Below are 25,937 nucleotides of genomic sequence, written 5' to 3' on the forward strand. Positions count from 1 at the left end.
ATAGCAAGGAGAACGGCCATGAACCTGCGTGATCGGATGACCCTTGGCGGAGAGGCGGAGTCGCGTTCGGCCTGGGCGGGCCGCGGGGCTGGCCAGCTGTCCCAGGCCGAACAGGAGTATAAGCAGCGGCTGTTCCGTCAACTGGTCAAGGTGTTGGACCTGACCCTGCTCAATACCCTGGAGGAGCGGGAGGCCCGGCTGCAGGTGCAGCAGGTGTGCGAGTCGCTGATGAGCAAGGAGACCCTGCCGTTCAATGCCGGCGTACGGCAGCGCATCGTTACCGAACTGCAGGACGAGGTGCTGGGCTTGGGCCCCCTGGAGACGCTGCTGGCCGACAAGACGGTGTCGGACATCCTGGTCAACGGTACCAACCCCATCTATGTGGAACGCCGCGGCAAGCTGGAGCAGACCCTGCTGCGCTTCGACAGCGATGCGCACCTGATGACCATCATCGATCGCATCGTCTCCAGCGTCGGGCGGCGCATCGACGAGTCCTCGCCCATGGTGGACGCACGGCTCAAGGATGGCTCGCGGGTCAACGCGGTGATCGCCCCGCTGGCCATCGATGGCCCCATGCTGTCGATTCGCCGCTTCGCGGTCGAGAAGCTTGATGCGCCGAGCCTGGTGGCATTCGGCAGCCTGTCCATGGAGATAGCGCAACTGATGGAGAAGGTGGTCAAGGCGCGGCTCAACGTGCTGGTGTCGGGCGGTACCGGTGCGGGCAAGACCACCCTGCTCAACGTGCTTTCCGGTTTCATTCCTTCTGACGAGCGCATCGTCACCATCGAGGATTCGGCGGAGCTGCAGCTACAGCAGCCCCACGTGGGTCGCCTAGAGACCCGGCCGCCCAACATCGAGGGCAAGGGGGAAGTCAGCCAGCGCGACCTGGTGCGCAACAGCCTGCGCATGCGCCCCGATCGTATCGTGGTCGGCGAGGTGCGCGGCGGCGAAGCCTTCGACATGCTGCAGGCCATGAACACCGGCCACGACGGCTCGCTGACCACCATTCACGCCAATACCCCCCGCGACGCCCTGACCCGCATCGAGAACATGGTGGCCATGAGCGGCTACCAGCTGCCGGCCCAGGCGCTGCGCTCGCAGATCGCCTCGGCCATCGATGTGGTGGTGCAGATAGAACGCCAGGAGGATGGGGTGCGCCGGCTGGTCAGCGTGCAGGAGGTCAACGGCCAGGAGGGCGAGATCATCACCATGTCGGAGATCTTCCGCTATGAGCGGGAGGGCATCGACGCCGACGGCAAGGTACTCGGTCGACACGTGGCCACCGGCGTGGTACCTGGCTTCTATGACCACCTGAAGCGCCGCGGGCTCGACCCGGGCCTGGAGATCTTCCAGAACATGGGAGTGCAGCGGCCATGGAACTGAGCAGCCTGGGTATCCGGCTTTCCGACGAGATGATCGTGGTCGGCATGATCTTCATAGCCGCCTTCCTGCTGATCCAGAGCTTCCTGGTGCCGGCCTTCGGCGAGAACCGCCAGGTTCAGAAGCGGCTCAAGAAGCGCCTGCGGGCCATCTCCGACGAGGCGCATCAGGGCAATATCTCCCTGGTGCGGCGCAAGTACCTGCGTGAGCTGGGGCCCCTGGAGCGGGCCTTGGAGTCGCTGCCCGGCATGGAGCGGGTGGAGCGGCTGGTCGAGCAGACGGGAAAGGAAACACCGGGCTATCGGGTGGTGCTTACATCGGTTTGCCTGGGCGGCATAGCCGGTGTAGCAGGCTTCCATTTGTTACCGCTGCCGCTGGCCCTGCTGCTGGGGCTAGGCGTGGCCTATGTGCCCTTCCTGCGACTTACTGTGGCTCGCAGCCGGCGCCTGGCCCGCTTCGAGGAGCAACTGCCCGATGCTCTGATCGTCATGGCCCGGGCGCTGCGCGCCGGTCACCCCTTCAGCGATGCCATGCACCTTGTCGCCGAGGAGATGGCCGAGCCCATCGCCGGCGAGTTTCGCACCACCTTCATGGAGATCAACTACGGCGGCGAGGTGCGCAACGCGATGCTTGGCCTGCTGCGCCGGGTCCAGAGCGTGACGGTGATGATCTTCGTCACCTCGGTGCTGATCCAGAAGGAAACCGGCGGCAACCTCGCCGAGCTGCTTGACGGCCTGGCCGCGGTGGTGCGCGATCGCTTCCGCTTCCACCGCAAGGTGCGCACCCTCTCGGCCCAGGGACGCATGGCCGCCTGGATTCTCGCGCTGCTGCCCTTCGTGTTAGCGGGAATCCTGAGCCTAGTCTCGCCGAACTTTCTTCCCATGCTGACCCAGGACCCCGTGGGTCGTCAGCTGGTGGTGATTGGCTTTGTGTTGGTAGTTCTCGGGATTCTGTGGATGCGCAAGATCGTACGCATCGAGGTATGAGTGCGCTGGGTGATCGTAATGAGTGCGCGTGATGAGTGAGGAGGGCAGGACATGGAAAGCATGACGCTCTGGTTCGAGCCGCTCGGTGAGCGACTGCAGGACCCCCAGGTGGTGCAGCTGGGCTTTGCCGCCCTGCTGGGGCTGGCGATCTTCGCCCTGATGGTGGCGCTGATGCTGCTGGTCATGGGCGCCTCGGACCCGCTGCGCCGCCGCCTTCGGCGGCTGGAGGCCAGCGGCGATGCCGAGGCGGCCGGGGCGTCGGGCCTGGGCCAGTGGCTGGGCCCCATGGGCGAGCGGCTGGTGCCCAGTGAGGAGGAGACCAAGAGTCGTATCGCACGAGACCTGCGCCGGGCCGGCAAGCGCTCGCCGGGGGCCGTCAATATCTTCTTCGGTGTGCGCCTGCTGTTGGCGGTGGTGCCTGCAGTGCTGTTGCTGACACTGGTGATTCCCTTCGTGCGCATCGATCCGGCTGTCAGCGTGATCATGGTGATAGCCGTGGCGATTGCCGGCTATCTGCTGCCGCGCTTCTGGCTGGAGCGGGCCATCAAGGGCCGCACCCTGGCGCTGCGCCGCGGCCTGCCCGACTCCCTGGACCTGCTGGTGGTCTGCAGCGAGGCGGGCCTGGGCCTGGGCGCCGCCATTCAGCGTGTGGCCCGGGACCTGGAAGTGAGCCACCCGGAGCTGGCCGACGAGCTGCACCTGTTCGGCCTGCAGACCCGTGCCGGCATGGACAACAAGGCGGCACTGCGCGACCTGGAGGAGCGCACCGGTGTGGAGGATATCCGTGGCCTGGTGACCACCCTGCTGCAGAGCATGCGCTTCGGCACCAGCATCGCCATGACTTTGCGCATCTACGCGGTCGAGCTACGCGACAAGCGCACCCAGGAGGCCGAAGAGCAGGCCGCCAAGGTCAGCACCAAGATGCTCTTTCCGCTCATCTTCTGTGTGTTTCCCAGCTTTTTCGTTGTGGCCCTGGGGCCGCCATTGCTGGGGGCGGCGGCGGCGGTGGCCGGCCGCTGAACCGGCAGGAACGCTGATAACGACAACGAAGTATCACGACACCGTTAATCACTACGATAGCGGTCATTCAGGGAGCATCAGCCATGAAATGCAAGTCCCTCTCCTGTATCGCCTTGGCGGCGTTGGCGCTGGCACTGAGCGGCTGTGCCAGCACGGCTCAGCAAAACGGTGTGAATTCGGACCTCTACGGCCCGCTGGGGGATGACGGCTCCTCGCTGGCCTATGGCACCGCCTTCCCGGTCGCCTCGCCGGGGGAGGCCTATCGCAACGGCGAGGCGGCCCTGCGGGCCGGTGACGCCGACAGGGCCCTGTTCGAGTACCTGCGCGGCCTGCGCATGGAGCGGCGGCCCCAGGCCGATCCGCTCTATCGGGTCGGTATCATCCACCACGGGCGCGGCAATCAAGACCTGGCCCAGAATGCCTATCGCTGGGCGCTCGAGATCGAGCCGAGCCACGTGGGCGCCGGCACGGCGCTGGGTGTCCTGCTGCTGCAGCAGCGCGACTACGAGGGCGCCGAACGCCACCTGACTCCCATCGCCAACGGGCGGAACTCTCCCTGGCAGGCGCACAATGCCCTGGGCGTGATCGCCGATATTCGCGGCGAGCACAGCCTGGCCGGGAGCCACTTCGAACAGGCACTGTCGGCGAGCCCCGGCACGCCGCTGGTGCTCAACAACCTGGGCTATTCACGCTACCTGGCCGGCGACTTGCCGGGGGCGCGTCATTCGCTGCGCGCCGCGGTGAGTGCCAACCCCAACTACGAGCTGGCCTGGCGCAACCTGGGGCTGGTCTACGCAAGGGAGGGCGACCATGAGACCGCCATCGAGGCGGTGGCGCGAAACGGCGACCGGGCCAAGGCCTACAACGACATCGGCTATATCTCGATGCTGGAAGGACGCTACCAGGATGCCATGGGCTTCTTCGAGGAGGCCATGCGGCTATCACCGGCCTACTACATTACCGCCAGTGAGAACGCCCGCAATCTCGACAGCCTGCTGCGACGCAACGGCGGCGCAAACCGGCCCAACTGAGCAGCGGCGCCCAGCTGTGGAGGGTATGGATCATGAAATACCAGGCACGCAAGCAGAGAGGGCAGCGGAACTCGCTGCGCAGGCAGCAGGGGAGCGAAACCGTCGAGTTCGCCATCTCCGCCACGCTGCTGTTTATCCTGCTGTTCGGCATCATCGAGTTCAGCGTTGCGCTGTACGACAAGGCGACCCTGACCAATGCCAGCCGGGAGGGGGCGAGAACCGGCATTCTCTTTCGGCCTGACCCCCGGGATACCGCTGCCGAAGATGACGCCATCGAAGAGGCGATTCGAACGTATGCCGAGCAGTACTTGATCTCCCTGGGTGGGCCGGCAGAGATGGCTATCACCATCGTGCGCCCCAACGGCAACCCCATTCAGGCGGGTGATGACCTGGTGGTTACCGTCGACTACCCCTACCAGTTCCTGCTGCTGCCCAGCTTTGTCGGCACCCTGGGCGGCATCCTGGAACTCTCTGCCACCACTACCATGCGAGCGGAATAGCCATGAAAACGCCTATCTCTTCACGGCGCGGCGGCTGGCGCCACGGTTCACCCGGCCGGCAGCGCGGTGTCTCCTTCGTCCTGTTAGCCCTGGCGCTGTTCATGCTACTGGGCTTTACCGCCCTCTCGGTGGATGGCGGCAATCTCTTCGTCGCCAAGAATGAATTACACAACGCGGCCGATGCCGGCTCCTTGGCGGGCGCCAGGATGCTCTATACGGTAGATGGAAGCTCGGTCAATGCTGGCGCCAACCAGGTGGCAACTGACGCCGCCCAGGCCAACAACAGCCAGAATTCCGCGTCGGAAGTCGTCAGTGCCCTGCGTGGCCATTGGAGCTTCGCCAACCGCACCTTCACCCCGAATGATTCCCTGGAGCCGGTCGACCTGTTCGAGAAGTCGACCGCTGAGCTGGATGAGTACGACCCCTTCAACCCCTTTATCAATGCCGTGGAGGTGGTCACGGCCCGGCAGCAGACCCAGGTAGAGGCCTTCTTCGGGCGTATCTTCGGCTTCGAGGGTTACGACGCCACGGCACGCTCGGTGGCCTATATCGGTTTCGCCGGCTCGCTGCGGCCGGAGGATGTGGACCAGCCGATTGCGCTTTGCCAGCAGGCGTTGCTGGACCCTGACGGCAACTACTCCTGCAGTGTCGGTCGCTTCATTCCAGAAGGCGACCAGACCGGTGGCTGGACCAACTTCGAACATGACCAGAGCGGTGCGACCAATGCCAATGAAATCCGCAATCTGGTCTGTGGCGATGGCAACCCCAATGAGATCCGCTTCGGTGAGGATATCGCCACCAACAACGGTCAGGTGCAGTCGGCCTTCAGCGACCTCTACGACTGCTGGGTCGAGGAGACCAACAAGGAGATCGTCTGGACCCTGACATTGCCGGTAATCGATTGCGAAGAGGGGGTCTCGCCCAGCAATCCGGTAGTGGGAGCGGTGACCGTCAACATCGTCTGGATCATTGACCAGGCCAACCAGATCGACGACCGGGCCCCACAGCAGATGGAGCTGCCTCCGGAGGACAGTGAAGGTGTCTCGCCCGGTAACTGGAGCAGCGACAGTGCCAGCGGGGCAGAACGCTGGGATAGCTTCGTCGAAACCTTCAACCTGCAAAAGCCGAACGGCGACCTGGCTTACTGGAGCTCGGAGCCGCAGCAGACCGGCTGGCGTCAGAAGACCATCTACTTCTTGCCTAGCTGCAGCTTCCACGAACCCAAGGGGCAGACCGGCGGCGAGAACTTCGGCATCCTGGCGCGAATACCGGTATTGGTGGATTGAATGCTGCGTTCCTGGTTTCGTTGCGCATTCCCTTCGAAGGGCCCCGTGGCGGGGCCCTTTGCGATTTACGCTGCCTGCAAGTCTGCAATGTGTAGCGAGGGCTTATGAACCGATGGGCTTGAAGGGGTCGGGCAATGCCGGCAAGGGGGGGATAATCGGGGCTTCGTCGCTATTGGCCGTCACCGTTGTGGTATTGGCAATGGGGGGTTGGGACTGAGTGGCTTCGAGCCGGTAACGCGAAGGGGGTTTTCCCACATAGCGCTGAAAGGTGCGGGTAAAGTAGGAGAGGTCGCGAAAGCCCACGGTAAAACAGACGTCGGTGATGGACACCTTGGGATTGGCCAGCAGCCGCATGGCCTCATTGATGCGACGGTGAAGCAGGTACTCCTGAAAGGTAATCCCGGTCAGTCGTTTGAAGAAGCGGCTGAACTGGAAAGCACTCAGTTCGCAAAGTGCCGCCACTTCCTGCTGGACGATCTTGCGGTGCAGGTTCTGATCGATAAAGGAGAGGGCGCGCTGCAGGCGGGCCTGTTCATCGCCTGCCGCCGAACAGTGCAGCCGGGCTTCGTGAGGAATGCTGTTGTTGATTTCCACCACTTCCCTTTCCTGCGGCTTGCTCCTTTGAGGCGGGGTACCGGCATTGATGGCCTTGCCTGGCAAGCGCACGCTGTATAGCTTGGCCATTACCTCGAGAAACCGCTGGATATCGAAAGGTTCGACCAGATAGTCCCATACCCTGGCACGGAAGGCCCATACGGCAAGGTGTTCGGAATGAGCCTGGGTGATCATCAGCAAGGGGACGGAGGGAACGGCCTGTTTGGCCTCGCGAAGGCTGGTAAGCCCGGAAAAATCCGGATAATCAAACTGAAAGCAGACCGCAACCGGTGGCCTGTCCTGCATGATAGGGATGGGGTCCTGGCCAGCGACAACAATCTCGATACGATACCCTTCATGTCTCAAGGCATGGTGAAAGTCACTGTTGGCTTGCCCTTGAACGTTGCGCACAACAATAAGCACATACTCATAGACAGTCATGGCTCCCCCGCAGTTCAGCTCGAAGCTCGTCCCTGTGCTATATGCTAAATCCTTTAATTAGCATGTTTTATTTTTCTTGAGCACTCTTTCCAGTAGCTGGTTATATGCATAGTGATTTTTTTTGCGTCACTGGAGTTTCTCTAGAGCTTTGAAACTAAGTGTAAAATTCCTCCCTTGTCAGATGGACGATAAGTGTTTCATTGTTTCGATTTGTTGCTGAGTTTACTTATCCTAGACGGCAAAATTGACTTTGAAAAGCCGAAAGCCATGATGCGGGAGGAGGGGGTGGTATCCCTGCTACAATGCGCGCCCTGACAGCAGCGGCCGGGAGACATGTGCGCATGACCTATGACGTGGTGGTGATCGGGGCGGGGGCCGCCGGGTTGATGTGTGCGCTGACGGCCGGTTACGGCGGGCGGCGGGTACTGGTCGTCGACCATGCCAACAAGGCGGGCAAGAAGATCCTCATGTCCGGCGGGGGGCGCTGCAACTTCACCAACCTGGCGACAACGCCGGCCAACTTCTTCTCCGCCAACCCGCATTTCTGCATTTCCGCGCTGAAGCGCTACCGCCCCGAGCACTTCGTGGAGCTGGTCGAGCGCTATGGGGTCGAATACGTGGAAAAGGCCCCTGGGCAGCTGTTCTGTGCCGACTCCGCCAAGGAGATCCTGCGGGTCCTGCTCACCGAGTGCGACTGGGCCGGGGTCGATATTCGTCTGCAGTGCTCGGTGGAGAGGATCGAGCGGCTGGGGGAGGGGATGCAGGTGCTGACGTCACTGGGCCGGATCGAGACCGGTGCCGTGGTGGTGGCCTGCGGGGGCCTGTCGATTCCCACCATGGGGGCGACCGGCTTCGGCTACGACATCGCCCGGCAGTTCGGCCTGGAGGTCACCGACACCCGCCCCGCGCTGGTGCCGTTTACGCTGACCTCACAGTGGAAGGCACGTGCGGCGGCGCTCTCTGGCGTGGCCTGCGATGTGGCGGTCAGCGTGCTGCGTGATGGCCAGCGACAGGGGCCGAGGCGTGAGCGACGCTATCGCGAGCCCCTGCTGTTCACCCACCGCGGCCTCTCGGGGCCGGGCATGCTGCAGATTTCCAGCTACTGGCTGCCAGGCGACGAACTCGAGATCGACCTGCTGCCCGGCACCGACGTGGGAGAGGCCCTGGCGGCCGCTCGTCGGCAGAACCCCAGGCGCCAGCTATCCACCTGGCTGGGCGAGCGCCTGCCCAAGCGATTGGCCCAGTCCCTGGGCGAATGGCACGGCGAGGATCCGACCCTGGCCGATCTCTCCAATGCGCGTATCGCGGCGTGGCAGGGGCACCTCAACCGCTGGCGGATCAAGCCGGCGGGCACCGAGGGCTGGCGCACGGCCGAGGTGACCATGGGCGGCGTCGACACCCGCGCGATCTCGTCGCAGGATTTCAGCGTTGATGAACTGCCGCAGCTACGCTTCATCGGTGAGGTGCTCGACGTGACCGGCGAGCTTGGCGGCTATAACTTCCAGTGGGCCTGGGCCTCGGGAGTGGCCTGCGGCAATGCTCTGTGACCAGCGCCTGGCGCATGCGCCAATCCTTCCTGCCTCATGGCTAGGCGTCATGCCCGGGTGGTCTATGCTCATGCGGGTGGTCTATGCTCATGGCAGGAACGCTGGCTTGGAGATTCCACAATGTCCATGATTGCCGTACATGGTTCCTCGACCACCGATAGCTCCTATGTCGACCAGGTGGTGGATGAAGCTGTCCGTCAGGCCGAGGAGAAAGGCTGGGAGGCGGTACGCCTGACGGAAGTGGCACGCGCCCTCGAGTTGCCCATCTCACTGGTGCTGACTCGGTTTCGCGATCTGGATGCCGTGGCCAATGCCTGGTTCCAGCGGGGACTGCAGGCGATGCTCGCCAAAAAACCGGAAACCTTCGAGGACTGGCCCGAACGGGTTCGCATCGAGCACTGCCTGCTGGCGTGGTTCGACGCATTCGCCGCCCATCGCCGGGTCACCGTGCAGATGCTGCGGACCAAGGCTCACCTGCCGCATCTGCATACCTGGGTACCCATGGCCTTCGACCTGTCGCGCACCGTTCAGTGGCTGCGCGAGGCGGCGCAGCTGGAGGCGCGCTACGGGACCCGGCGGGCCCAGGTCGAGGAGGTGGCACTGACCAGCCTGTTCCTGGCTACCCTTGCCGTCTGGTCCCGTGACAGCAGCGATGGCCAGCACCGGACCCGGCAGTTCGTTCAGCGGCGGCTGAAGGGCGGAGAAAACTGCATGAAGTGGATTCCGGGGATGAAGCACAAGGCGGCCAGCCCGGCTTCGGCCTCTCTGTAGCGGGTAGTTACCATCGGTGAAGAAGGCAGCTGTTGGAGCGCTCGGTTCGGCGCTCCGAGTTCCCATCGCGACTGGCGCCGGCAGGCGCCTTGGCGGTCATTGCCAAGGCAGGAAAAACAGCTGTTGGAGCGCCGCTCCGCGTCGCGACTGGCGCCGGCAGGCGCCTTGGCGGTCATTGCCAAGGCAGGAAAAACAGCTGTTGGAGCGCCGCTCTGCGTCGCGACTGGCGCCGCCAGGCGCCTTGGCGGAGGCTGAAACGTCAGTGGTTGTCGCCAACGCCGGTAACACCGCCGGGAGTCCTTCGGCCTCCAGTCGTGAGCTAAAGCTTCCTCCTACAACGGCGTGGCACCGTCGGTGGGTAGAATCACTGTTGGAGCGCCGCTCCGCGTCGCGACTGGCGCCGGCAGGCGCCTTGGCGGAAGCTGCCAACGCTGGCGGCAATCTCCAGCATTGGTGACACCGCCGGGAGTCCTTCGGCCTCCAGTCGTGAGCTGAAGCTTCCTCCTACAGCGGTGTGGCACCGTCGGCTGAGAGGATATCTGTTGGAGCGCCGCTCTGCGTCGCGACTGGCGCCGCCAGGCGCCTCGGCGGAGGCTGAAACGCCAGCGGTTGTATCGGGCTTTACAGAAAGCGACCACCGGAGGCTATCGCCACGGTGACAAGACCGATAATCAGGTTGATCCCGATCCAGCGGCGGATTTGCGCCAGATGCTTGCCCCCTTCGAGCCAGGCATGGCCCTCTACTGCAGCCTTGAGGCGGGGATAGGGCACGAAATAGATGTGGCCGAAGATACCCATCATCACCAGGCCGGTGAGCAGCATCAGATGGATATGCCAACGGGCCCCGGCCATGCCGAAGACGGCGAACAGCATCCATAGCCCCGTACCCAGCAGCACGATCACGGCCAACCAGACCCAGGGAAAGAAGCGCTTGAACACGCCAACCCAGAGCGGCAGCCGCTGCGGCGGTTCCAATTGACCCGCCGCTATCGGGCGCAGGATCATCCAGGCGAAGAACATGCCGCCGACCCAGATGACCGCGGCAAGCACATGCAAGATGATGGCGAGTGCCATTGTCGTATTCCCCATGAAGTGCCACCTATCTCAGCGGAACTGATTGAACAGCCGGCGTGCGCGATTGAGCAGCAGGGCGCCGGCAGCGATACGCTTGCCGACACGAACCAGCGAAGAGGGGTGTCGGGCGCTCTGCAATACAGCAAGGCCGCCCGCGGCGAGTATGACACTCCTGAACCGCATCAGGGAGCGCCAGCCATCGTCAAGGGGCCGGCTGGCTTCGCGCCAGCGGCTGGATTCCACCAGGATATCGATCCGCTGCTGTTCGATGGTTGCAAGCAGTCGGGCCTTGCGTTCGGCCCTGCTGGGGGGCTGGTCCTGCTGTTGCTCAGCGGCGCGGCTCGTCACGGGTACTCTCCACCAGATCACGGTCCATCAGGTTACGGTCGGTGGCCAACTGGGCCAGCGTATCCTTCAGCAGGGTATGGCGCCGTGCCAGGCGTATCACCAGCAGGGCAAGCAAGAGACCTCCACCGAGCAGTACGGCGGCACTGATCGTAATGGCCGCCAGGCGGTGCGTGTCCCAGAAGATCACCACCACCAGCAGCATCAGCATGGAAAGGCCTAGCAGCAGCATCAGCAGGCTCAGGCCGGAGAGCAACAGCAGGGTAAACAGTCGTGCTCTTTCTTCTTCGAGCTCGAGCACGACGAGACGCAAGCGCGTCTCGCCGACGGCAAGCAGGCTGTTGAGCAGCCGCTTGCCGGCGCTGAACAGACGTTGTGCCGGTCCCTGGCTCGATTCCATCAGCGACGCCCGATAAGCATGCCGATGACGATGCCGGCGGCGGCACCCAGGCCGACGCTGGTCCAGGGGTTGTCGTGAACGTAGCGGTCACAGGCATCCACCTGATGGGACACTGAATCACGCGCTTCGTCGTAGAGGCGCTCGCCACGTGACTCGAGTCGGTCGCGGGTCTCTTTCAGGCGTTTCTCGGCGCGCTCTCGTAGCTCCTTGATGTTGCTCCGGGAGTCGTCGGCGGTAGCGCTGACCAGGTCCTCGATCGTCTGAGTGAGATGGTGCAGGTCTTCCTTGAGTTGTCGGGTGGTGTCGTCGGTACTGGGTTTGCGAGATGCCATGACGGTCTTCCTTTGACGATGAATGACAGGCTCAGCATAGCATTCGTTGGTGCGACTTCAATGCACGTCATTCTGTCGCAGGCGTTCGAGGATAGCCTCAACGGACACTGCCACTGCCGGAAAATAGCGGATTGAGGCTGAACCCCACGCTCAGGCGGTGGTTGCGATGGTCGTAATCGATCATGCTCTCCCCGTAGCCGTAGAAATACTGGACATGTCCGCGGATGTTGCCGAAGAGGGGCCAGGAGTAATCGACCTGTGAGCCCATGTTGCCCGCGCTGGGATTGCCGCGCACCATCAGGCTGGCTTCCTGGTCGCCGTTGATTCGCCGTGCAACGGTGACATCGCCGTAGCCCATGTAGCGATCGATGTCGGGGTTGTCATCGTCGTTGAACGATTCCGGGAAGCGCCAGTGCGGAGCGACGGCGACCGCCCAGTCGCCACGCTGAAAGACGCTCTCCAGGTAGGCGCGATTCCAGCTGCGTGACAGCGAGGCGGAGCGCCCGTTGGAGAGGTGGTTGAGGGCGAAGCGGTTGCGGGTATTGGTCCAGCCGAACAGGCGCCAGGTGTTGTCCAGGTCGAGGAAGATTTCCGGCTCATAGTTGGTTTCCCGGAAGGGGGAGGAGGCATCGGTATTGTAGGCCTGCCACCAGCTGCGCTGGGTGTAGGCGAAGTAGAGATCGCCGGTGTCACCGAACAGGTCTTCGGCGATGTTGACCTTGGCGCTGAACTGGAACTTGACCTCGAGGTCGTTGGGGCCGTTATCGGCCGAGATGTCACGAAATGCCGGCTGATTGGGGTTGGTGGTGTAGCTCAAAGGAAAGAGGTAGTTGCGCCGGTGGGTGGTGATGGCGAAGGGGTTGCGGGTCGACTCGCGCTCCAGCTGGCGCCGCTGGGCCATCTCTTCTTGCACCACGTCATCCTGGTCCACCGCCGCTTCGGCGTCCTCGGGGAGGACTTCCAGTTGGCGCTGCAGGCTTTCCAGCTCGCTGGACAGGGCCTCGATGCGGCTTTCCAGGGCTTCTCGTTCAATATCTCGCTGGGGGGTGTCTTGGGCCAGAGCAACGAGCGGCAGCAAGCCCAGCAGGCTGGCACCAGCAAACAGGATGGAACGAATGGTCATGAGGGCAACTCGAAGCGTGGCATTTGAGTTCCGTTTCTACCATGACGCCGACGCAAGTCAACTGCTGACGACAATCATTGCCAAGTTCGTTCGGTAGGCCGAGAATCGTGCCGGGCAAGGGCCCTTGTCAAAGAGGATATCGTGTACGCCATTTCTGTTTCTGCCGGTGCCATCCGGTCCACGCTCCTGGGGCTCTGTCTGCTGGTCGGCTTGCTGTTGCTGCCGGGTGTAGCGGTAGTAGCCGCTGAAGACCTGCCCGATAGAGCGGCGGTGGAGGCACGCCTGGACGAACTGCGTCCCGCTGAAGGGGAAAGCGTCAGTGAAGCCGATCAGCGTGCCATCGAGGCATTGGAGGCGACGCTGGAAGCGCTGGAGCAGCTGGCGGGAGTCGAGGAGCGTCTCAGCGCTCTCGAGCAGCGCCTCGAGGAGGCCCCAGGGGAACTGATGCGGCTCGAGCGGGAGCTCTTGCAGGAAGAGGAGGCCGCGCGCGACCGGTCGGCCACCGAGCTGGACGACCAGCCCCTGGAGGAGCTCGAGTATCGTCAGCAGGAGGCGGTTTTCGAGCTGCAGCAGCTCCAGGACCGGCTGGCCGAGGTCAATACCCAGTTGCTTTCTGCCCAGACGCTGCCCGAGCGGGCGCAGCAAGCCATTTCCGAGGCGATGCAGGCCGCTGAGCGATCCCGGCGCGCACTGGATGCGTTGGAGGGGCAGGGGTTGACCGAAGATGCGCCGCAGCTGTGGCAGCGCCTGGTCGAGCGGCGCCTGGCCGAGCGCTCCCTGCGGCTGCACCAGCGCCAGCTGGGCAGCAATACCCGTCTGCGTGAGCTCGCACAGCAGCGGCGTGATCTCTTGACGCAGCAGGTAACCCGCCAGGAGACCGAACTCGCCATATTGCAGAGCGTCATCGACCGGCAGCGGCGGCTCGCATCGGAGCAGGCCATTGCCGATGCCGCCCGGGACGATCCGCTGCTCGAGGCGGGTCACCCGGTGCTGGAGCGGGCACAGCAGGTCAATCGTGAACTCAGCCTGGAGCTGCTTCGGGCCAATGATCGTATCAATGGCCTGGTGCGGGAAAGCCTGGCACTGCGCAGCCAGCTCGACCATGTGCGCCAGCTGCAGCGCAGCCTCAATGAGCAGATCGATGCGATCCGCGGCAGCCTGCTGCTGTCGCGTATTCTGCGTGAACAGCGTCGCTCACTGCCCCAGGTGGATGCCCGGGGCGACCTTCAGGATGAGATCGCCGACCTGCGCTTGCGGCAGTTCGACCTGGTGCGACAGCGCGATATGCTGCGCCAGGGCGAGCGCCTGGCCAACCAACGCCTGGAGGAGGCGGGGGTGGAGGTGACGCCGGCCCTGATCGAGTCGCTGCAGCACCTCTACCAGTCGCGGCGTGAGCTGGTGGATCAGCTCGAGCAGAGCTATGGCAACCTGTTGAGCTCGGCCATCGAGTTCCAGCTCAACCAGCAGCAGCTGCTGGAAACGTCGAGAGAGCTGCGTACCACCATTGACGAGCAGCTGTTCTGGATCGCCAATACCCGTCCGCTGGACCTGGCCTGGTTCCGGCAACTGCCGGCGAACCTGATGCTGGAGTGGCAGGTGGGGGAGTGGCGCGAGGCACTGCCGCATCACTGGCGAAGCCCGGATGCCAAGGCGCTGGTCGGGGTGCCTTTTGTTTTGTTGTCGCTGGCGCTGCTCTGGTCACGCCGACGCATCCAGAGCAGGCTGGCGGCACTGCACGAGCAGATAGGTCGGCTGCGCAGCGATTCCCAGGGCCATACACCCCAGGCGGTCGCGCTGAACGCGTTGCTGGCGCTCCCGGGCCCACTGACCCTGGGTGGCCTCGGTGCGGCGTTGGTGGCCGATGGCCAGGGCATCGCCTCTGGGCTGGGGCTGGCCTTCTGGCACCTGGCCCTGGCCTGGGCCTTCATTGCCTGGTCGCGGCGACTGCTGGTGCGTGACGGTGTGGCGACCAAGCATTTCTATTGGCCGGCGGGGTATGTCGCCCGGCTGCGTGAGCTGCTGCGATGGCTGGGCCTGGCGCTGGTGCCGACACTGCTGATCTCTACCCTGGCGCGGGATGGCGAGATCAGCCTCACCACGCGCCCCCTGGCGCTGACGCTGCTGCTCGGCGGCCTGCTGGCCATGAGCGTACTGCTGGCACGCCTGATCATGGCCCATACGCCGTTCTTCGGGGTCAAGCTGTTCCGCCTGGTCCTGGGGCTGGTCTTGGCGGCGGTCCCGCTGGCGCTCATCGGCCTGATCGTTTCCGGCTACGAATACACGGCACTGAGCCTGGTGGGGCGCTTCGTCATCACGCTCTACCTGCTGGCCATGTGGATCCTGGTCGAGGCTACGGTAGTGCGTGGGCTGGCGGTGGCGGCCCGCCGGCTGGCCTTCAAGCGAGCGCTGGCTCGTCGGCGGTCCCAGGTGCAGGAGGGGGCCGAAGGCGGGCTGGAAGTGGTTGAAGAGCCGCCGCTGGACATGGAGCAGATCAACCAGCAGTCGCTGCGTCTCTCCAAGCTGATCCTGTTGATCGGCTTTGCGCTGCTGCTCTATCTGGTCTGGTCGGACCTGCTCACGGTCCTGGGCTACCTGGAGCGCGTGGCCATCTGGGAGGCGTCCGACGGCGTGGGGGCGGACCTGGTCACCAGCGCCCTTTCGGTGGCCGATATCTTCACCGCGCTGCTGGTGTTCGGCTTCACGCTGATGATGGCGCGCAACCTGCCCGGCCTGCTGGAGGTAATGGTGCTGTCGCGGCTGGAGCTGAAGCAGGGCAGCGCCTATGCGATCACCTCGCTGCTCTCCTACACCATCGTCGGCACCGGCCTCATCGTGGCGCTGGCGACCCTGGGGGTGGCCTGGAGCCAGCTTCAGTGGCTGGTGGCAGCACTGGGCGTGGGGCTGGGCTTCGGCCTGCAGGAGATATTCGCCAACTTCGTCTCGGGCCTGATCATCCTCTTCGAACGCCCGGTGCGCATTGGCGACACCATCACGCTTGGCAATCTCTCCGGTACGGTGAGCAAGATCCGTATACGGGCCACCACGGTGACCGACTTCGATCGCAAGGAGATCATCATACCCAACAAGACCTTCGTCACCGACCAGCTGATCAACTGGTCGCTGTCGGATACGATCACACGGGTGGTGCTCAATTTCGGCGTGGCCTACGGCTCGGATCATCGTCTGGTCCATCAGCTGTTGCGCCAGGCGGCCGATGAGAATCCGCGGGTACTGGCCGAGCCCGAACCGCAGGTGTTCTTCATGGACTATGGCGATAGCACGCTGAATTTCGAACTTCGTATCTTCGTCAACGCCCTGGGGGATCGGCTCTACGCCACCGACGAGATCAACTGTCGTGTAGGGGAGCTGTTTGCCGAGCACGAGGTGGACATCGCCTTCAACCAGCTCGAGGTATGGCTGCATCGCCCCGATGGTGCCAGCAGGAAGGTGGTGAGCGCGCCGGCCGGTCAGCCAGTCGATCCCGCCCACCCCGCCCCCGGGGCCCATGGCGACCCCGGCGATATTAGCGCAGGGGACAGTGACGGTGGCGGGCGTTAGGTGCGCCGGGCTAGTCCTTCGCTTCCCGTACGGCGTGTAACAGGAACTCCCGGTTGCCGTCGCGGCCAAGCAGGGGGCTCTCCTGCCAGTGGAGGATACGGAAACCGGCGTCGTCGCAGCCGCTGCGAAGCCGCGTTTCCACGGCGAGGTAGCTTGCCGGGTCCTTCACGATGCCGCGGCCGTCGACGCCCCCCGGGCCGAGTTCGAACTGCGGCTTGACCAGGCTGAGCAGTTCACCGCCGGGGCGCAGCAGGCGGGAGAGCTGCGGCAGTATCAGCGTCTGGGAAATGAAGGAAACATCCATTACCGCGATGTCGGGCCCCTCGGCGCCCTGGGCGGCCAGGGCCGCATGGAGTCGCGGCTCGTCGGCCATGGCCCGGGCGTTGAGCCCCTCCAGGCAGGTGACCCGTGGCTCGCCACGCAGTTCGGCATCCAGCTGGCCGTGGCCTACCTCCACGCCGACCACATGGCGGGCTCCGTAGCGCAGCGCGCAATCGGTGAAGCCGCCGGTGGACTGGCCCACGTCCAGTATCAACTTGCCCTCGAGATCGAGCCCCAGCGCCTCGATCAATGCCTCGAGCTTGAGTCCTGCCCGCGATACGTAGCGCTCCTCGGGATCCTCCGTGACCTTGAGGCGGCAATCCTCGGCCAGTTTTTCGCTTGGCTTGTCGAGCACTCGGCCACTGCTGGCAACGCTGACGCGGCCGTTACGGATCAGTCGCTGGGCCCGCGTGCGCGAACGGGCGAGGCCCTGGCTGACGAGTAGCTGATCGAGGCGGGGCATGGGCGTCTCCGGCAAGAAGGTGTGCAAGGATGAGATGGCAAGGATGGGCGGCAAGAAGCTGGGCCGGCATTATGGCATACTCATTTCGTTAGCCGGTTAACAGAAGGGTGATGGATGGGGCGTGGAGCAGGCAGGTCGTTGGCAAATTCGTTGGGCATCGGGGCGCTGGGCGGGCTGCTTTTCCAGCTAACTGGGCTGCCGCTGGCCTGGATGCTGGGTCCGCTGGTGGCCAACCTGCTGGTCTCGGCGCGGGGCGTCGATGTCCGCATCCCCGAAGGCCTGCGTGAGGCCTTTCTTGGCGTGCTGGGCCTGGTGCTGGGTAGCCAGGTCACGCCGCAGCTGGCTGAGCGGGTGCTGGACTGGCCGCTGTCAGCGGCGCTGCTGCTCGTCGGTGTGGCGGTCTCCACCGCGGCTGCGGCCGCCTGGTACCGGCGCTGCGGCTTCGACCCGGTGAGCGCCTGGTACGCCTCGGCGCCCGGGGCCATGACTGCGATGATCCTGATGGGCGAGAAGTGCGGCGGCGATCCCCAGCGCATCGCCATTGCCCAGTCGCTGCGCATCATCCTGGTGGTACTGTGGCTGCCGCCCCTGTTCTGGCTCTGGGAGGGCGGTGCCGCCGCCCAGGTTGAAGAGGCGGCGGTGGTATCGGCTCACCTCTGGATGCTATTGATGCTGCCGCTGCTGATCATGCTGGGTAACCGGCTCCGGCTGCCCAGCGCGTCGCTGTTGGCTCCGCTGCTGTTTGCCGCGGTGCTATCGGGTTTCGACGTGGCCAGCCTGCAACTCCCCGATTGGGGGCTGAACGTGATGCTCTGGGTGCTGGGCAGCGCCATCGGCTCGCGGTTCCAGGGTTTGTCCCGGGCGCGCCTGGGCCGCTACCTGCTCGAAGCCGGCGTCGCGACGCTGCTGGCGCTGGCGGTGCTGGCGCTGTTCGCCGAGGCGATCCATCGGCTGATCGGCGTGCCTCGCGACGTCGCCCTGCTGGCGCTGGCGCCAGGCGGCATCGGCGAGATGGCGATACTCGCCGTGGCGCTGGACATCGATCCTGTCTTCGTCGCCTTCCATCACCTGCTGAGAATGGTCGCCCTGATGGTATTCGCGCCCTTCTGGGCGCGATATCTGATCAGCAGGGGAGTGCCAGGTAGTCGCTGAGGCGCGAGATCGCGCCCGGTCATTAGGCTTGCGCGGGGCCCTGGTCGGCCTGGAGTTCCGTTGGCGGGATACGGTCCGAGCCCCAGCTGCGGTGAATGTAGCCGATCACCCGGTCGAGCTCTTCCAGGGTGATCTTGTTCAGCTCGCCCCGCTCGAGAGGGTCGTAGTGGAAGATGTAGAGACGGGAGGCGAACTGCTCGAAGGGCAGGGATGCCTCGCCGAAGCGTTCGCCATTGCCGGCGGTGCTGACCTTGATGCCATCGCCCCAGTCCTGGCCGCTGTCGTTGTTGGGGTTGTAGAAATAGATCCGCATGACATCGCTGGGGTCCAGCGTGACACGTAGCACCGTGATGGCGTGCCAGCCGATGAATCGCGCGGCGCTGTCGGTCACGGCGATGCCGGCGGGCTGCGGGTGGATCAGCGGCTGGTTGCCGTTGTAGTAGGGGTGGTAGCTGGCGTAGAAATGGCGCAGGAAGGCGTCCAGGTCGTGGAGCTGCCCCGTTGCCACATCGACGTTGATGCGAAAGCCGCGGCCGGACCACCAGCCGTGGAACTCGGGATTGACCCAGCGATGGGGGTCCCCGTCGCGCCCGATGCAGCGCCGCCCCATCTCGGCATAGATGCGATCCAGGTGCGGTACCACCAGCAGGGAGACCGGGTCGAGGTCCACCGGCAGCTCCTTGGCGACCCCTTCCAGGCTGGCCATGGACGAGAGGGGCATGCCTTCGAAGTGCATGATGATCTCGTCGTCACGGGCGGCCCAGGCGACCATCTGCAGCAGATAGTCCGGGTCGTTGTAGGCCCACATCGACAGGGCGCGCGCCGATTGGCAGGTGGGGTTGTTGCCCTGGCCGACACCCAGCGGCAGCCCCAGCATGCAGAGCACGCCTTCGAGCAACCTGGCCCGCGGCGAGACCTCGTTGCCATAGGCCAGCTCGATCCGAGCCTTGGACCATTCGGAGAGCGAGAGGCCCAGCTGGCGCCACATGGCAGGCGCCACGGGGGGCTGATAGAGGATGCCGCGCTCCAGCATCAGCGCCAGGCCATAGACCGACTGGGGGGTTGCCGGATGCACCGCGCCACGGATCAGGGCATGCACCAGCTCGCGGTAGCAGAGCAGGCAGTCCCGGCCGGTCGAGGAGAGGCCGAGGGCCTCGGCCACCAGGTGGTCGCCGTGATCGAGCAGGTGGCGTAGCAGGACCGGATGGTAGGCCGATGCCAGGCCGGTATCGTGCATGGCGCGGGCAAAGCCGGTGGCCTCGCTCTGCAGCGCCGAGCTGTCCATGCTGGAGAGCCGCTCACGATAGATCTCCACGCCGGGATCCTCGCGACACGCCTGGGTTGGACCAAACAGCGAACTGACCAGGCGGTCGGCGCCCTGGCCGCTGAGACCCAGGTCGATCGATGGGTCAGCCTGGCAGATGGCGATCTGGGTGATCATCTGCTTGACCGAATCGACCTGGATCGGGCGCTGCTGGAGGATACGCCAGATCTCCTCGATCAGCTTGTCGATGATGTGTTCATAGCCGATGCGATCGGCCAGGTGGCGAAACAGGTTTCGCGGTATCTGTGCCAGCCTGCCTTGCGTCTCGCGCTCGGCCTCGCTCGGCGTGCTGAACAGCAGCCACAGGTTGAGCGCCAGCACCTGGGTCAAGTAGTGGTGGGCCTGTTCGGCGGATATCAGCGGGTGCAGGTATTCGCCCTTGGCCACCGCCACCAGGCGCAGTTCGCTCAGCGACTCGATCACCACCATGTTGGGATCGGCGCTCTTGAGAGCATGGGTGGTCAGGGAGGGCAGCAGGTACTGCGGCGTTTCCCAGTCGGAGCCGGTGAAGATACCGGCTTCCTCCAGTGCCTGGGAGCGGGCCTCGACTTCGGCGGCGCCACCCTCCTGCATCAGCACCCGACGTGCAGTATCCAGCACCCGGGGTAGCTTCGTCGGCTTGGTGAACGCGCGCGCTTCCGCGAGCAGGGTGGTCGCCTCGTCGAGCTTCACCAGCAGGCCTTGAAGCTTGTCGTCGCCTGCCGGTGAGCCGCTTATCTCTTGCGTGTGTCGGTGCGTGGTCACGCCGACTCCTTTTGTCAGGCTGTCATTGTGCTTATGACGCCTTGATCAGACATAGAAATCAAGCTCTTCCATATTCTTGAGCAGTTCCTTCATGCGTGCAGCCTCGTCGCCCTTGAAGTAGATCAGCCCCCAGTGGGTGCCGAAGGCGGTCCGTTTGGTGACGGTCTCCTCCATGGGCGGCGTCAGTTCATGGGACTCGAAGTAGGGGTCGTCCTCGACCTCCTCCGGAATCTCCAGGCGGCTGACCACGCGGCGCCGCGGATACACCCCGAAGCAACCGGCGTAGCACTTGGCATCCTCCACTTCCCTGGGGAAGAAGGCCTTTACCTCATCCGGTGTGGTCTTGGGGTCGAAGACCAGCATGCTGGCCTGGTAGGCGTTGAAGCCGTAGACCCGTTCCAGCAGTTCGAACACCTTGAACCCCGGCGGGCGATAGGCGACTTCGCCGAAGTACATCTCACCGTCGCTGGTGACGAAGTACTCGGGGTGAATCAGGCCGAAGTCGATATCGAAGGCCTTGATCAGTTTCTCGATCTGAGCGGTGATCTGCGGGCGATAACTCTCGAGTTCCGGCGAGGCCGGGACGAACACCGAGTAGCCCAGGGTCACGTATTCGGAAATGTTGAGGAAGGCGATCTTGCCGTTGTGGATCCAGGCCTCGACGGCGAATTCCCAGCCGTCCAGGTGCGACTCCATCAGTACCGGGAATTCTTCGTCCGGAATGGTATCGACTTCGTCCGGGGTGCGGATCACCCGGTGGCCCAGGCAGCCAGCCTTGTCAAAGGCCTTGAGGTGGATGGGGTCGTTGGGGTCGCCGTCGAGCTTGAGCAGGGTCTGGTTGACCCGCTTGAGAAAGCGGATGACATCGCCCTTGTCGTGGGCTTCCTCGAAAATACCCACGCGGATGCCGCCAAGCTGGGCACGGCGCTTCATCAGCGCCTTGTCACGCAGCAGCAGCGACTGGCCGTAGAGACGCGGCTTGTCCATGAGCAAGGAGTTGATGGCACCGGCCCACTCGACGGTTTCCTCGAACAGGGGAATGGCCACATCGACGCCCATCTCATTCAGCGTTTCGGCGATCTCCATGGAGCGGTCGTTGAGACGCTCGAAATTCCAGGGCACATAGGGAATGTCGTGCTTCGTGCAATACTCCTCCGCCCAGTCGGGGGCTACCACCACGTAGCGTCGGTCGAAGTTCTCGGCGGCTTCGATGGCGCTGAGGCTCCAGCCGAGTAGTGCGATATAGCCCTTGTTGGTGTCCTTGTTCATGGTACGCCTCCTGAGCGATGTCGTGTTTTTCGTCGTCGTTTTCCCATTTACCCTACACGAATCGTCAACGCTTAGCATGGTCGGGTCCAATAGCGAGAGCCCGCGCTTGCTGGCCTGCCTGGCCGCTGGTATAGTGCATCCGCACTCGGCAAGCCGTTGATGCCGCGCCGAGTTCGGCACTGCTCACCGGGCCATTTTCCTGGCCTGGCTCATGCAGCAGACGTCGTGCAGTGGTGGCCCCGTGGGTCCTCCCGCAACGCTAAACCGCAAACCCCGCCAGGCCCGGAAGGGAGCAACGGTAGTGGTGGTCGCGTGTGCCGGGATGTGGCTTTCGGGGCTGCCTCCATTCAGGGTAGTACGCCTGGATTCGTTCTGGTTTTTTCTATACCCCCTCTGATTTTCGGTGCATGCCTTTCGGTGAGTGCCTTCACGCTCTGCCGCCGGCTTCGAGACGAAGCGACTTCACTTGCCCGGCGCCCTTGCTTCCCCTTGCTCCCCGTCGACATCACGCCATAAGCCCCTGGCAAGCCATTCTTGTCTGCCTTGTGCCAGCCTCTGCGACCTTCGTCGCAATAGACTATGGTCGTAATTCGCTTCGATTGGTATAATGCAGCGCAGCAAACTCTTGCGAGCGGAGCAAAAGACATCATGACCCACGATACTTCCGCAGCAGCCGGCATTCAGCGAAGCCTGCGCCAGTGCATTTCCAACATGGCCGCACTCCTGTACCGCCATGGACACGTCCTCGAGACGGTCACCGTTCCCCATCGCGGCCTCGATCATGGCGCCATCCTTCAGCTCAGCCAGGCGTCCGACGATTGGGCGACCTGCCAGCAGGTGTTGGAGCGCAGCGAAGCCGCTTCCTATAACGAGTCAGGCAGGTTCGTGCTCACCTCGCTGGGTCGCGAGCTGCTCTTCGACATGTTCGGTTCGGGTGCCGCCGACTACGCCTGAGCGCAGATGCAGGGCCAGAATCGGGCCCAAGCCGCTGGGTGCCGCGAGTGTGGCCGGTCAGGAGGGGTGGTGCTAGAGACGCCGCAGCTGGCGTACCACCAGCCCATGGCGGGGTGCCGCCACCAGGGTGAGGAAGAACAGGCCGGTGGCGACAAGCACGATGGTGCCCCCCGATGCCACGTCCAGTGCCACCGAGAGCCATAGCCCCACGACCGCCGAGACTACCCCCACCGTGACAGAAATTGCCATCATGACCGGGAAGCGGTCGGTGAGCAGGTGTGCGGTGGCGCCGGGCGTGATCAGCATGGCCACTACCAGGATGATCCCCACGGTTTCGAGACTGGCCACGATGGTGAGCGTCAGCAGCAGAATCAGGCCGTAGTGGATCATGCCGGTATTGAAGCCAAGTGCCTGGGCCTGCTGCGGGTCGAAGGCATAGAGCAGCAGCGGACGATAGGCCAGCCACACACACAGCAGCGCGATGATGCCCGCCACCAGGGTGAGCATCAGGGCGGACTGCTGCACCCCCAGCACATTGCCGAACAGGATGTGCAGCAGATGGGTGCTGGTGGCGATCTTGCTGATGATGACGATCCCCAGCGCGAAGGCACCGGTGAACATCAACCCCATGGCGGCATCCGACTTGATGCGGGTGTGTCGCTCGATGGCGCCGATGCCGAGCGAGGTCAGGGCGCCGGTGAGAAAAGCGCCGACGAAGAAGGGCCATCCCAGCAGGTAGGCGATGGCTACCCCCGGCAACACGGCATGGGAAATGGCGTCACCCAGCAGCGACCATCGTTTCAGCACCACATAGCAGGAGAGCATGCCGCAGATGGCGCCCACCAGGATCGAGGTGAGCAGGGCGCGCTGCATGAAACGGTATTCGAAGGGTGCCGCCAAGGTGTCGGGCAGCAGGTTGACCAGTGCCATCAGTAGTGCAATCAGGCCATCGATCAGGGCATCGCCCCACGCCTCAAGCGGCATAGTGAATGCCTTCGGTATCCGGCAGGGGAGTCTGGCCCGAGGCCAGGCGAGCCAGCATGGCATCGCTGAGCATGGCGGCGGGGGAGCCGGCCCCCACGACAACGCGATTGATCAGCAGCACCTGATCGGCGTAGCGCCGCGTGCTGGGCAGGTCGTGGGTGACCATGACAATGGTGCGTCCCGATTTGCGCTCACGGTCCAGGACATCGAGGATCAGTGCCTCGCTGGGCGAGTCCACGCCGGCCAGTGGCTCATCGAGCAGCAGGATATTGGCCTGCTGGGCCAAGGCACGTGCCAGCAGCACGCGCTTCTTTTGGCCACCCGACAGCGCGCCGATGGGGCGCCTGGCGTAGGAGGTCATGTCGACGGCTTCCAGGGCGGCAGCGACGGCTTCGGCGTGGGCCGGGTTGGACCAGCGCTGGGGTAGCAGCCGGCGCCACAGCGGATCGTTGCGCATCAGGCCGTAGCGGCCGGTCATCACGGTTTCCCGCACGGAAATGGGGAAGTCCCACTCCATGTTCTCGCGCTGGGCCATGTAGGCGATATGGCCGGCCCGGCGGTGAATGGCAGCCGATTCGTTGAAGACCCTGAGTTCGCCGCGAAGCGGGGCAAGGTTGCCGATCAACAAGTTGAAGAGGGTGGATTTTCCCGCCCCGTTGGGTCCGATGATGGCGGTCCACTTGCCCTGGGGCAGCGACAGCGAGACATCGCTAAGCACCGGCTGGTCCTGATAAGCCGCATAGAGCCCGCGGGCTTCGATCGCCGGGCAACGACTATTATATACCGCTGACATGGTCGAGCCTGTTCATTGGGTCCTGCCACTGGCGAGTTTGCCATGTGCTGAATGAATTGCTTTACCGAAATCTAGGTCAAGGATGAGCATGCAGCAAGTATTTTAGCCTAGGCTAACTTTCTATGCCATGAAACCGTGCCACGGCATGGTGTCGAGCGCATTGCCGGTTGCCGTGCCGGAGGAGGTTGGCTATATTCGCCGCATGATAGATTCCCCTGAAGACGCTCCCGCTGCTGGATCTCCCGATGCCCTGCCTCCCTGCGAGCAGCACGCACAGCAATATGCCGCCGTTCGCGACGCCCATGAAACCGAGCTGGTGGAGGACTATGTCGAGCTGATCGGGGATCTGCTGAAGCATCAGGGCGAAGCGCGCTCGACCGACATCGCCATGCGCATGGGGGTCAGCCAGGCCACCGTGGCCAAGATGGTGCGCCGCCTGAAGAGCCAGGGGCTGGTGTCGAGCAAGCCTTATCGGTCGCTGTTCCTGACCGAGACAGGCAAGATCATGGCAGAGGAGTCACGACTGAAACACGATATCGTGCTCAATTTCCTGCGTGCCCTGGGCGTCAGCGACAGTACCGCGCGTATCGATGCGGAAGGCATGGAGCACCATGTCAGTGAGGAGACGCTTGCGATCATGCAGCGCTTTTCCGAGCAGAACGGCCGTGGTGCCTAGGCGTCACAAGCAATGATTGATGGAAAGCTTTGAATCGCAAACGGAGAGGCCGGTGGCCTCTCCGTTTGCGTCAGGGTTGGCCTTGCTCTTATCCCTGGCTTCCCAGGTGCTTGCGCAGGAAGTTGCGGGTGCGATCCTGGTCAGGGTGCGAGAACAAGTGGTCGGGGGTGTTCTCCTCGACCACCACGCCGCCGTCCATGAACATGGCCCAGTCGGAGACGTCGCGTGCGAAGCCCATCTCGTGGGTGACGATGAGCATGGTCATGTGTTCTTCGGCAAGCCCTTTCATGACCAGGTTCACCTCCTCCACCAGTTCGGGGTCCAGGGCTGAGGTCGCTTCATCGAACAGCATGACCTTGGGGCGCATGGCCAGGGCGCGAGCGATGGCGACGCGCTGTTTCTGGCCGCCCGAGAGGGAGCTGGGGTAGACCGAGGCCTTGTCCACCAGCCCCACGCGCTCCAGCAGTTCCATGCCCAGCTCCCGGGCGCTTCTCGCATCCATCCCTTTCAGCTTTCTTGGTGCCAGCGTCACGTTCTCCAGCGTCGACAGGTGGGGGAACAGGTTGAAGTGCTGAAACACCATGCCCATGTTCTGGCGGATATGGTTGATATGCCGCTCGAAGGCAAGCCCCTTCAAATCCGGCCGGTTGACCTGCACGCCATCCAGCAGGATGCTGCCCTCGTCGATCACCTCCAGGTTGTTGATCGACCGCAGCAGCGTGCTTTTTCCCGAGCCTGACGGGCCGATGATCGAGATGATCCGGCCGCGCTCGACCTTGAGGTCGATCCCCTTGAGTACCTCGAGGTCGCCGAAGCGTTTCTTGACGCCCTTCAGCTCGACCATGGGAGTGTCTCTTGTCGCTGTTGTC

Annotated in this window: 24 protein-coding genes and 1 other RNA gene; 13 read left to right on the forward strand and 12 right to left on the reverse strand. The window is 63.9% G+C overall.

Translation table 11 applies throughout. The features are described from left to right. The first annotated feature begins 18 nt into the window (after positions 1-18). From LY622_RS09745 to LY622_RS09770, 6 genes are all read left to right on the forward strand, one after another. A complete protein-coding gene (locus LY622_RS09745) occupies positions 19-1,383 on the forward strand; it encodes a TadA family conjugal transfer-associated ATPase (RefSeq protein WP_234290703.1) in 1,365 nt (454 codons plus the stop codon). Beyond that, the gene (locus LY622_RS09750; protein ID WP_234290704.1) at positions 1,374-2,366 is read left to right on the forward strand and encodes a type II secretion system F family protein; all 993 of its coding nucleotides are present in this window, start codon (positions 1,374-1,376) and stop codon (positions 2,364-2,366) included. Before LY622_RS09745 ends, LY622_RS09750 begins: the two co-directional genes overlap by 10 nt. A gap of 51 nt (positions 2,367-2,417) precedes the next feature. Continuing rightward, positions 2,418-3,386, forward strand: coding sequence for a type II secretion system F family protein (locus LY622_RS09755; RefSeq protein WP_234290705.1), 969 nt, complete (start codon positions 2,418-2,420; stop codon positions 3,384-3,386). Between the two features lie 83 nt (positions 3,387-3,469). Further along, positions 3,470-4,417 (forward strand): tetratricopeptide repeat protein, encoded by a 948-nt coding sequence (locus LY622_RS09760; protein WP_234290706.1) that lies wholly within the window; start codon positions 3,470-3,472, stop codon positions 4,415-4,417. A 32-nt stretch (positions 4,418-4,449) separates the two neighbouring features. Beyond that, positions 4,450-4,917, forward strand: coding sequence for a TadE/TadG family type IV pilus assembly protein (locus tag LY622_RS09765; protein WP_234290707.1), 468 nt, complete (start codon positions 4,450-4,452; stop codon positions 4,915-4,917). 2 nt (positions 4,918-4,919) lie between these two features. Continuing rightward, entirely contained in the window at positions 4,920-6,203 is a 1,284-nt protein-coding gene (locus tag LY622_RS09770) for a TadG family pilus assembly protein (RefSeq protein ID WP_234290708.1), read from the forward strand. 102 nt (positions 6,204-6,305) lie between these two features. Here LY622_RS09770 and LY622_RS09775 read toward each other — a convergent pair whose 3' ends face one another. After that, the gene (locus LY622_RS09775; protein ID WP_369413782.1) at positions 6,306-7,238 is read right to left on the reverse strand and encodes a helix-turn-helix transcriptional regulator; all 933 of its coding nucleotides are present in this window, start codon (positions 7,236-7,238) and stop codon (positions 6,306-6,308) included. A gap of 341 nt (positions 7,239-7,579) precedes the next feature. Here LY622_RS09775 and LY622_RS09780 point away from each other — a divergent pair, with 341 nt between their 5' ends. After that, positions 7,580-8,785: a BaiN/RdsA family NAD(P)/FAD-dependent oxidoreductase gene (locus LY622_RS09780; protein WP_234290710.1), complete on the forward strand. Its 1,206-nt coding sequence runs from the start codon at positions 7,580-7,582 to the stop codon at positions 8,783-8,785. Positions 8,786-8,905: 120 nt separating this feature from the next. Beyond that, positions 8,906-9,556, forward strand: coding sequence for a hypothetical protein (locus LY622_RS09785; RefSeq protein WP_234290711.1), 651 nt, complete (start codon positions 8,906-8,908; stop codon positions 9,554-9,556). Positions 9,557-10,177: 621 nt separating this feature from the next. On the opposite strand, the gene LY622_RS09790 is transcribed toward LY622_RS09785, so the two are convergent. The 5 genes from LY622_RS09790 to LY622_RS09810 form a co-directional block, all read right to left on the reverse strand. Continuing rightward, a complete protein-coding gene (locus tag LY622_RS09790) occupies positions 10,178-10,645 on the reverse strand; it encodes a CopD family protein (RefSeq protein WP_234290712.1) in 468 nt (155 codons plus the stop codon). A gap of 15 nt (positions 10,646-10,660) precedes the next feature. Continuing rightward, on the reverse strand, positions 10,661-10,978 hold the full coding sequence (locus LY622_RS09795; RefSeq protein ID WP_234290713.1) for a YqjK-like family protein: 318 nt from the start codon (positions 10,976-10,978) through the stop codon (positions 10,661-10,663). After that, complete coding sequence (locus LY622_RS09800) at positions 10,959-11,375, reverse strand: phage holin family protein (protein ID WP_234290714.1); 417 nt, start codon at positions 11,373-11,375, stop codon at positions 10,959-10,961. Before LY622_RS09800 ends, LY622_RS09795 begins: the two co-directional genes overlap by 20 nt. Then, entirely contained in the window at positions 11,375-11,707 is a 333-nt protein-coding gene (locus tag LY622_RS09805; protein ID WP_234290715.1) for an ElaB/YgaM/YqjD family protein, read from the reverse strand. The genes LY622_RS09800 and LY622_RS09805 overlap by 1 nt, the downstream gene beginning before the upstream one ends. 97 nt (positions 11,708-11,804) lie before the next feature. Continuing rightward, the gene (locus tag LY622_RS09810) at positions 11,805-12,830 is read right to left on the reverse strand and encodes a phospholipase A (protein ID WP_234290716.1); all 1,026 of its coding nucleotides are present in this window, start codon (positions 12,828-12,830) and stop codon (positions 11,805-11,807) included. Positions 12,831-12,980: 150 nt separating this feature from the next. On the opposite strand from LY622_RS09810, the gene mscK reads away from it, so the two are divergent. Further along, on the forward strand, positions 12,981-16,388 hold the full coding sequence (gene mscK, locus LY622_RS09815; protein WP_439649580.1) for a mechanosensitive channel MscK: 3,408 nt from the start codon (positions 12,981-12,983) through the stop codon (positions 16,386-16,388). Positions 16,389-16,398: 10 nt separating this feature from the next. Here mscK and LY622_RS09820 read toward each other — a convergent pair whose 3' ends face one another. Further along, positions 16,399-17,172, reverse strand: a complete 774-nt coding sequence (locus LY622_RS09820) for a TlyA family RNA methyltransferase (protein WP_234290718.1) — start codon at positions 17,170-17,172, stop codon at positions 16,399-16,401. A gap of 114 nt (positions 17,173-17,286) precedes the next feature. Between LY622_RS09820 and LY622_RS09825 the strand changes: the two genes are divergently transcribed. Then, entirely contained in the window at positions 17,287-18,324 is a 1,038-nt protein-coding gene (locus LY622_RS09825) for an AbrB family transcriptional regulator (RefSeq protein ID WP_234290719.1), read from the forward strand. Between the two features lie 22 nt (positions 18,325-18,346). Here LY622_RS09825 and LY622_RS09830 read toward each other — a convergent pair whose 3' ends face one another. Next, positions 18,347-20,392, reverse strand: a complete 2,046-nt coding sequence (locus tag LY622_RS09830) for a hypothetical protein (protein ID WP_234290720.1) — start codon at positions 20,390-20,392, stop codon at positions 18,347-18,349. A 45-nt stretch (positions 20,393-20,437) separates the two neighbouring features. Further along, a complete protein-coding gene (locus LY622_RS09835; protein ID WP_234281519.1) occupies positions 20,438-21,661 on the reverse strand; it encodes a carboxylate--amine ligase in 1,224 nt (407 codons plus the stop codon). A gap of 240 nt (positions 21,662-21,901) precedes the next feature. Here LY622_RS09835 and ffs point away from each other — a divergent pair. Next, an RNA gene (gene ffs, locus LY622_RS09840) (signal recognition particle sRNA small type) lies at positions 21,902-21,998 on the forward strand. 311 nt (positions 21,999-22,309) lie between these two features. Further along, positions 22,310-22,615, forward strand: a complete 306-nt coding sequence (locus tag LY622_RS09845; protein WP_234290721.1) for a hypothetical protein — start codon at positions 22,310-22,312, stop codon at positions 22,613-22,615. Positions 22,616-22,687: 72 nt separating this feature from the next. Here the strand turns inward: LY622_RS09845 and LY622_RS09850 are convergent, their stop codons facing one another. Both LY622_RS09850 and LY622_RS09855 read right to left on the reverse strand, forming a co-directional pair. After that, on the reverse strand, positions 22,688-23,599 hold the full coding sequence (locus LY622_RS09850) for a metal ABC transporter permease (protein ID WP_234290722.1): 912 nt from the start codon (positions 23,597-23,599) through the stop codon (positions 22,688-22,690). Further along, entirely contained in the window at positions 23,589-24,392 is an 804-nt protein-coding gene (locus tag LY622_RS09855) for a metal ABC transporter ATP-binding protein (RefSeq protein ID WP_234290723.1), read from the reverse strand. Before LY622_RS09855 ends, LY622_RS09850 begins: the two co-directional genes overlap by 11 nt. A 202-nt stretch (positions 24,393-24,594) precedes the next feature. Here LY622_RS09855 and mntR point away from each other — a divergent pair, with 202 nt between their 5' ends. Further along, on the forward strand, positions 24,595-25,068 hold the full coding sequence (mntR, locus tag LY622_RS09860; RefSeq protein WP_234290800.1) for a manganese-binding transcriptional regulator MntR: 474 nt from the start codon (positions 24,595-24,597) through the stop codon (positions 25,066-25,068). A gap of 88 nt (positions 25,069-25,156) precedes the next feature. Here mntR and LY622_RS09865 read toward each other — a convergent pair whose 3' ends face one another. Beyond that, entirely contained in the window at positions 25,157-25,912 is a 756-nt protein-coding gene (locus LY622_RS09865) for an amino acid ABC transporter ATP-binding protein (protein ID WP_234290724.1), read from the reverse strand. Positions 25,913-25,937 lie beyond the last annotated feature (25 nt).

It is taken from the genome of Halomonas alkalisoli, from assembly GCF_021412585.1.
In the GTDB taxonomy this organism is placed as follows: domain Bacteria; phylum Pseudomonadota; class Gammaproteobacteria; order Pseudomonadales; family Halomonadaceae; genus Halomonas; species Halomonas alkalisoli.